The 7,288-nt window shown below is 64.7% G+C and carries 7 protein-coding genes and 1 pseudogene; 6 read left to right on the forward strand and 2 right to left on the reverse strand.

Annotated elements, in window-relative coordinates; genetic code table 11:
* Positions 1-58: 58 nt before the first annotated feature.
* Entirely contained in the window at positions 59-787 is a 729-nt protein-coding gene (gene lptB / locus V2I30_RS12425; protein ID WP_330662498.1) for an LPS export ABC transporter ATP-binding protein, read from the reverse strand.
* 337 nt (positions 788-1,124) lie between these two features.
* Here lptB and V2I30_RS12430 point away from each other — a divergent pair, with 337 nt between their 5' ends.
* Positions 1,125-1,502: a hypothetical protein gene (locus tag V2I30_RS12430; RefSeq protein WP_330662492.1), complete on the forward strand. Its 378-nt coding sequence runs from the start codon at positions 1,125-1,127 to the stop codon at positions 1,500-1,502.
* A gap of 36 nt (positions 1,503-1,538) precedes the next feature.
* On the opposite strand, the gene ppa is transcribed toward V2I30_RS12430, so the two are convergent.
* Positions 1,539-2,066 carry an inorganic diphosphatase gene (gene ppa / locus V2I30_RS12435; protein WP_330662493.1) on the reverse strand — a complete coding sequence of 176 codons (528 nt, stop codon included), beginning with the start codon at positions 2,064-2,066 and terminating at the stop codon, positions 1,539-1,541.
* A 123-nt stretch (positions 2,067-2,189) separates the two neighbouring features.
* On the opposite strand from ppa, the gene hisS reads away from it, so the two are divergent.
* The 5 genes and pseudogenes from hisS to V2I30_RS12460 all read left to right on the forward strand — a co-directional run.
* Entirely contained in the window at positions 2,190-3,440 is a 1,251-nt protein-coding gene (hisS, locus tag V2I30_RS12440; protein WP_330662494.1) for a histidine--tRNA ligase, read from the forward strand.
* 265 nt (positions 3,441-3,705) lie between these two features.
* The gene (prfA, locus tag V2I30_RS12445; RefSeq protein WP_330662495.1) at positions 3,706-4,773 is read left to right on the forward strand and encodes a peptide chain release factor 1; all 1,068 of its coding nucleotides are present in this window, start codon (positions 3,706-3,708) and stop codon (positions 4,771-4,773) included.
* Complete coding sequence (prmC, locus tag V2I30_RS12450) at positions 4,770-5,594, forward strand: peptide chain release factor N(5)-glutamine methyltransferase (protein WP_330662496.1); 825 nt, start codon at positions 4,770-4,772, stop codon at positions 5,592-5,594. Before prfA ends, prmC begins: the two co-directional genes overlap by 4 nt.
* A gap of 244 nt (positions 5,595-5,838) precedes the next feature.
* Positions 5,839-6,513: a DUF4167 domain-containing protein gene (locus V2I30_RS12455; protein WP_330662497.1), complete on the forward strand. Its 675-nt coding sequence runs from the start codon at positions 5,839-5,841 to the stop codon at positions 6,511-6,513.
* A gap of 31 nt (positions 6,514-6,544) precedes the next feature.
* A pseudogene (locus V2I30_RS12460) lies at positions 6,545-7,288 on the forward strand (apolipoprotein N-acyltransferase); the annotation flags it as partial.

A 7,288-nucleotide genomic window follows, 5' to 3' on the forward strand; every position in this document is an offset into this window, starting at 1 on the left:
ACCAGCGATTGCGTTTGGCGCAGGTCGAGGCGCGGACCGATGGCCATGGACGGGGTGCCTAGAGCGTGAAGCTCTCGCCGAGATAGAGCCGCTTGACATTCTCGTCCGCCACCAGCGCCTGCGGCGTGCCGGCGAACAGCACCTGCCCGCCATAGATGATGCAGGCGCGATCGACGATGTCGAGCGTCTCCCGGACATTATGATCAGTGATCAGGACGCCGATCCCGCGCCGCTTGAGGTCCTTGACGAGATCGCGGATGTCGCTGATCGAAAGAGGGTCGATCCCGGCGAAGGGTTCGTCGAGCAGCATGATCGAAGGCTTGGCCGCCAAAGCGCGCGCGATCTCGCAGCGCCGCCGTTCCCCGCCCGAAAGCGCCATGGCCGGGCTCTCGCGAAGGCGGGTGAGCCCGAATTCGTCGAGGAGGCGCTCGAGTTCCTGGGCCCGCGTCGCATTGTCGGGCTCGACCATTTCGAGCACACAATTGATGTTCTGTTCAACGGTCATCCCGCGAAAGATGCTCGTCTCCTGCGGCAGGTAGCCGAGGCCGAGGATCGCCCGGCGATACATCGGCAGGTTGGTCACGTCCTCGCCATCCATCAGGATGCGCCCCGAATCCGGTTTGACGAGGCCCATGATCGAATAGAAGCAGGTCGTCTTGCCGGCGCCATTCGGGCCCAGCAAGCCAAGCACCTCGCCCTTGGCCACGGTGAGCGAGATGTCGGTCAGCACCGCGCGCTTGTCGTAGCTCTTGGCGATGGAGATCACCTCCAGCCCGCCCTCGGGCATGGGGGCGGTCGCATCTGCACCTTCGCCGGTCGCAGCGGGCGATGCGATCCCGGTGACGTCGTCAAGGGCGGTGGAGTCGCTCATGGCAATGTCATGTAGCATTGTCAGTCACGCAGGGAAGGGTGACTCCTCGGGTTTTGGCAAGATTTTTGCTTATCGCCTGCCTAGCGCATCCTTCCCGTCCCGGCTCCTCCGGAATAATGCGTGAATCCGGCGACTTGATCGCGAGCCGCGCGCCTCTGCGCAACAATATGTCGAATTGGTTACTGCGCTTGCAAGACTGCGCCGCGTTTGAGATACTGTCTGCGGGTTGGAGATGCCGTTGGGGAACGGAATTATGAGCGAACTATCGCACAGGCGCGAAGGCGCCGATCATTCAGGCAGCAAGGCGCGCGACTGGCGCAAGGCCATGAGCGACCATGTCGCCTATGCGCTGCTGGTCTATACCGGGCTCCAGATCTTCCTCACCGTCAAGGCGATGAGCGAGGGCATCAGTTCGATCTTCCCCTATGTCGCCCTCGTCATTCTGGTGGCCGCGATCATCCCCGCATGCCGATGGTTCGAGCGGCGCTGGACGGGCATATCGGACGAGGCCGCGAGTGACGAAGCCTATGCGGGCGCATTCCGCCGCGACACGATCATGTTGTGGCTTATGGCGATCGGCCTGCCGCTGGCTCTGACAGGGCTGTGCAAGGCGATCTTCGCCGTCATCTGATCCGGCGAGCGATCCGGAGGACCGACCGCCGGAAGCTTAGCCCTTCGCCCGCTCGATCGCTTCGATCACGATCTGGCGCGCTTCCGCCCGGTCGCCCCAAGAGCCGACCCTGACCCACTTCTCGGCTTCGAGGTCCTTGTAGTGGGTGAAGAAGTGCTCGATCTGCTGGAAGATGATGCTCGGCAGGTCCTTGGTCTCGCCGACATCTGAATAATACGGAAAGGTCGTATCGACCGGCACGCAAACCAGCTTTTCATCGCCGCCATGCTCGTCCTCGAGGTTGAGCACCCCGATCGGGCGCGCCTTGACCACGCAGCCCGGGATGAAGGGCGAGCGCGAGATCACCAGCGCGTCGAGCGGGTCACCATCGGGCGACAGCGTGTGGGGCACGAAACCGTAATTGGCCGGATAGCGCATCGGCGTGTGCAGGATGCGGTCGACGAACAGTGCACCGCTCTCCTTGTCGAACTCGTACTTGACCGGTTCGCCGCCCGTCGGGACTTCGATGATCACGTTGAGGCTGTCGGGCGGATTGTCGCCGGTGGGGATCTTGTCGATGCGCATTGAGGCTTCCTGCTATCTATGGTCTGCCCCTCTCCCAAAAGGCTGATGCGCGCCGATAGCCGCGTATCGATATTGCGGCAAGTTCGACCTTGCCCTAATCGCGCCCCCAAAGACAGGACAGCCATGAGCAAGAACACCCCGAAAGCCATTCGCGGCACCCAGGACATTTTCGGACCGGACGCCGAGGCCTTCGCCTTCGTGGTCGAAACCTTCGAGCGCGTGCGCAAGCTCTACCGCTTCCGCCGGGTCGAAATGCCGGTGTTCGAGAAGACCGAGGTGTTCGCGCGCTCGATCGGCGAGACGACCGATATCGTCTCGAAGGAGATGTATTCGTTCGAGGATCGCGGCGGGGAATCGCTGACGCTGCGGCCCGAATTCACCGCCGGGATCGCGCGCGCCTTCCTGACGAATGGATGGCAGCAGCACGCGCCCTTGAGGGTCGCGACCCACGGACCATTGTTCCGCTACGAACGCCCGCAGAAGGGCCGCTATCGCCAGTTCCACCAGATCGACGCCGAGATCATCGGCGCGGGCGAGCCGCAGGCGGATGTCGAATTGCTGGCGATGGCGGACCAGCTCCTGAAAGAGCTAGGCATCGAGGGCGTGACGCTGCACCTCAATACGCTGGGTGACGCGGATAGCCGCGAGGCGTGGCGCGCGGGCTTGATCGACTATTTCGGCAAGGTGCGCGGCGACCTGTCCGAGGATTCGCAGGAGCGGCTGGAGAAGAACCCGCTGCGCATTCTCGACAGCAAGGATCCGCGCGACCGGTCCTTCGTGGCCGATGCGCCGAAGATCGACGCCTATCTGTCGGACGAGGCGGTAGCATTTTTCGAGAGTGTGACGAGCGGGTTGGACGCAGCAGGGGTCAAGTGGACGCGCGCCGAGAGCCTTGTGCGCGGGCTCGACTATTACCGCCACACCGCCTTCGAATTCATCCCTGACGAAGGCAGCGAAGCAGCGGGCAAGCTCGGCAGCCAGAGCACGATCCTCGGCGGCGGGCGTTATGACGGGCTGATGAAGTCCCTGGGTGGAGCGCCAACGCCGGCGGTCGGCTGGGCGGCGGGGATCGAGCGGCTGGCGATGCTGGTGGGGGAGAGGGACGAAGGAAAGGCGGATGCCGTGGTTGTGGTAGAGAACGACGACCGACTTGCGGACGCCATAACCTTGGTAGGCAGGCTTCGCGCAGGCGGGCTATCTGCCGAGCTTGTCGCCAGCGGCTCACCACGCAAGCGGTTTGATAAGGCAAAGAAGCTGCCCTCGCACGCGCTCGTGTCATTCGCTGTCACCGATGAAGGTTCGCCGATCCGCATCCTTGGCGATGGCGGGGAGCGCCATATGGTAGTCGAAAATCTGGTTCTTGCTGCCCGATAGCCAGACCGCCGCCCCGGACTTGATCCGGGGCTTGGCTTCGATCTTTCGCGCATAAGAGAAGAAGCCCGATCTGGGGTCAGGCCCGGGATGACCAGCTGGAGAAGTGTTTCCTACACTATGCGACTGGCGCTATTCCGACTGGATGTCTAACCCCAGCCCCTTTCATTCCAACCGGCCGATTGCACTACCCCCGAACTGCCCGCATTTTTCATCCCCAGGACAGTGTTCCAAGTGTTCCATCCTGTAGGAAACCAAGACCCAGACCATGCAAATCCCAGCCGAACGCCTCGACCAGATCGCCCACCGCTTCGCCGAGCTCGAGGCGCGCATGGCGAGCGGAACGCTTGAGGGCGATGCCTTCGTCAAGGCGTCACGCGACTATGCCGAGCTCGAACCGGTGGCGAAGATCGCTGCTCAGGTGAAGGCGATGCGCGAGGAGATCGAGGGCCTGAAGGGGATGCTCGCCGATCCCGAAATGAAGGCGATGGCGGAGGAGGAGCTTGCGGACCTGCGCGAAGCCCTCCCCGAGAAGGAACGCGCGCTCGCTGTCGCGCTGCTGCCGCGCGACAGCGCCGATGCGAAGTCCGCCATGCTCGAGATCCGCGCCGGGACCGGCGGCGACGAGGCCGGCCTGTTCGCGGGCGACCTCTACCGGATGTACGAGAAGTTCGCTGCCGAGCAGGGCTGGCGGGTCGAGCCGGTCTCGATGAGCGCCAGCGAGGTTGGCGGGTTCAAGGAAATCGTCGCCAATGTCACAGGGCAAGGCGTGTTCGCCAAGCTCAAGTTCGAAAGCGGTGTCCACCGGGTACAGCGTGTGCCCGTCACCGAGAGCGGCGGGCGCATCCACACCTCGGCGGCGACCGTGGCGGTGCTGCCCGAGCCGGACGAGGTCGATGTCGAGATCGATCCGGGCGACCTCAAGATCGACACCTACCGCGCATCCGGCGCAGGTGGGCAGCACGTCAACACCACCGACAGCGCGATCCGCATCACTCACGAGCCGACCGGTCTCGTCGTCACCTGCCAGGACGGGCGCAGCCAGCACAAGAACCGCGAAAAGGCGATGCAGGTGCTGCGCGCCCGCCTCTATGAGATGCAGCGCGACGCCGCGCAGGGGGCCGAGGCCGAGGCGAGGAAGGCGATGGTCGGCAGCGGCGACCGCTCCGAGCGCATCCGCACCTACAACTTCCCGCAGGGCCGCGTGACCGACCACCGCATCGGGCTGACGCTGCACAAGCTGGACGAGGTGCTTGCAGGGCCGGGTCTCGAAGAGCTCGTCGGCGCGCTGATCGCCGAGGACGAGGCGAAGCGGCTGGCGGCGCTCGCGGAATGACCGTCGGGGAGGCGATCCGCGAGGCGACCGCCCGCCTCGCCGCCACAAGCGATACCGCGCGGCTAGATGCCGAAATCCTGATGGGGCACGCGCTCGGCGTGAGCCGCTCGGACATGTTGCTGCGGCACATGCGAGAGGAATGCCCGCCCGGATTTGCAGAACTCCTGGGGCGCCGCGCGGCGCGCGAGCCGGTCGCGCATATCACCGGGGTGCAGGAATTCTATGGCCGCGAATTCCGGGTCTCGCGCGATGTCCTGATCCCGCGCGGCGATACCGAGACGCTGATCGACGCTGCGCTCGAATGTGCGCCAGCGGCCCGGCGAGTTCTCGATCTGGGAACGGGATCGGGAGCTTTGCTTGTCACTGCCCTGCTGGAACTGGCGGAGGCGACAGGCACGGCGATCGACGCTTCGGCGGCCGCGCTCGATATCGCTCGGGCGAATGCCTGCAAGCACGGCCTTGCCGAAGACCGAGCGCGGTTCCTGCTGCGCGACTGGACCCAGGTCGGCTGGGCCGACGGGCTGGGCCGGTTCGACCTGATCCTGTGCAACCCGCCTTATGTCGAGGCGGAGGCCGACCTCGATCCGGAAGTGCGCGATTACGAACCCGCGAGCGCGTTGTTCGCCGGGCCGGAGGGGCTTGACGACTATCGCCTCCTCATCCCGCAAATCCGCAAGCTCATGAATCCTGACGGGGTCGCGATCTTCGAGATCGGCCGCGCACAGGCCGAGGCTGTCAGCGAAATCGCGCATTCTCATGGTTTTGCGGTCGAACTCCGCCGAGATCTTGCAAATCGGCCACGGGCGCTGCTCCTTAGGTGAGGAAAACGTCGCTAGGGCTTGGCAAATGCCATTCGGCTCGCTACCTCCGAATCAGGACACCGATCTGCACGACCTGCAAATCGCTGGGCCAAGCTCCACATTCGATGTCAGAAGGCCTTTCGGGCATTCCCCTTGGCCAGGCAGTGCGGAGCGCGCGCCATAAGGTGCGTTGCATAGACGAGAGGTCTGATGACCGATGCGCTTCCGGGAGGGCGCGCCAAGGTCGCAAAAGGGAAGATTTTCCTTGAATAACAATCGCAATAACCGTCGCCGTGGTCGCGGCAACCGCAATTCGGGCGGGCCGAACAACCAGAACCGGATCGACAGCCGCGCGCGGGGCAACGCGCCGCAATTGCTCGACAAGTACAAGAAACTGGCCCAGGACGCCCAGCACAATGGCGACCGGGTGCAGGCCGAGTACTACCTGCAATTCGCCGATCACTATTTCCGTGTGATCGCCGACAACAAGGCACGGCAGGACGAGGCGCGGTCCAAGCGCAACGATGATCGCGGCCAGGCCAACGACGATTCCGGCGACGACGACGATGGCGACACCCGCGACACGCGCCGCAAGAACAATCGCCGGACGCGCGGTCGCCACGACGACGATGGCTATGACGGTTCCGATTCCGGCGATACGCCGGACCAGGGCGAGGCCGGAGTGGAAGGCGAAGTCGCCGACGCGGAAGAAGAGAACGCGAAGCCCAAGCGCCGCGCCCGCAAGCCCAAGGCCGGATCGCAGGCCGAGGGCGGGGACGAAACGCCGCGGCGCAAGCCCCGGACCAATGGCCGCACCCGGAAGGGCCGGGCAGCGGACGATAGCCCGGCCGAAATCGATTCCTCTGTCCTTCCCCCGTCCATCAGCCTTCGCGCGGATGCCGGTTCGGACGACGACGACAGTCTCGAAGCCGTCGGCTGATCCCCTTTCACCGGGCTGAAGGTTCGGAACGATGACAGATCGGTCGCAGGCCGCGCCCGCCACGATTGGTCACCCGGCGATGAAGCGGTTGAGCCGCATTGCCAGAAGCTGGCCGGGCTCGATTTCAGCCCTGCTGGGTCTCGTCGCAGCGCTTGGCTTCCCGCCGGTGCACGCTTGGTGGATCGCCCTCCCCGCGCTTGCCCTGTGGGTCCTGCACATCCACGCATCGCCGAATTGGCGCGGCGCGTTATGGCGCGGCTGGATGTTCGGCTGGGCCCACCTGACCCTGGCGAACAACTGGATCGCGACTGCCTTCACCTACCAGGCCAAGATGCCCGAAATCCTGGGCTGGGCGGCAGTACCGCTGCTGTGCGTCTACCTCGCGGTCTATCCGGCAATGGCGGCGCTGCTCGCGCATCTCGCCGCGCGCCGAAGCGGACAGTTGGCGTTCGCTGCCGTGCTGGCGGCAGGTTGGATCGCGACCGAATGGATCCGCAGCTGGGCCTTTACCGGCTATCCCTGGCCGCCTTTGGGGCTGGTGCTGCTGGGAAGCTGGGACACACCGGGCATCGCCCGCCTCCTTCCCGTCATGGGTACTTACGCGCTTTCCGGTCTCGCCGTCTTCCTCGCCGGTATACTCGCCGTGATGCTGGTCCGTGGCGCATGGCTGAGATTCGCCGCCGTTGCGACAGGTATTGCCGTTGCGATGCTTCTGCCCGATCTCACGCCGGGGGCATCGCGCAGCACCGATTTGCGTTTCACTCTCGTCCAGCCG

The sequence above is a fragment of the Erythrobacter sp. genome (assembly GCF_036351135.1).
Taxonomy (GTDB): Bacteria; Pseudomonadota; Alphaproteobacteria; order Sphingomonadales; family Sphingomonadaceae; genus Erythrobacter.

Bases quoted from the DNA above. Each gene is read 5' to 3' on its own strand.
- lptB (WP_330662498.1), bottom strand. From the start codon at position 787: ATGCCCGAGGGCGGGCTGGAGGTGATCTCCATCGCCAAGAGCTACGAC.
- V2I30_RS12430 (WP_330662492.1), top strand. From the start codon at position 1,125: ATGAGCGAACTATCGCACAGGCGCGAAGGCGCCGATCATTCAGGCAGC.
- ppa (WP_330662493.1), bottom strand. From the start codon at position 2,066: ATGCGCATCGACAAGATCCCCACCGGCGACAATCCGCCCGACAGCCTC.
- hisS (WP_330662494.1), top strand. From the start codon at position 2,190: ATGAGCAAGAACACCCCGAAAGCCATTCGCGGCACCCAGGACATTTTC.
- prfA (WP_330662495.1), top strand. From the start codon at position 3,706: ATGCAAATCCCAGCCGAACGCCTCGACCAGATCGCCCACCGCTTCGCC.
- prmC (WP_330662496.1), top strand. From the start codon at position 4,770: ATGACCGTCGGGGAGGCGATCCGCGAGGCGACCGCCCGCCTCGCCGCC.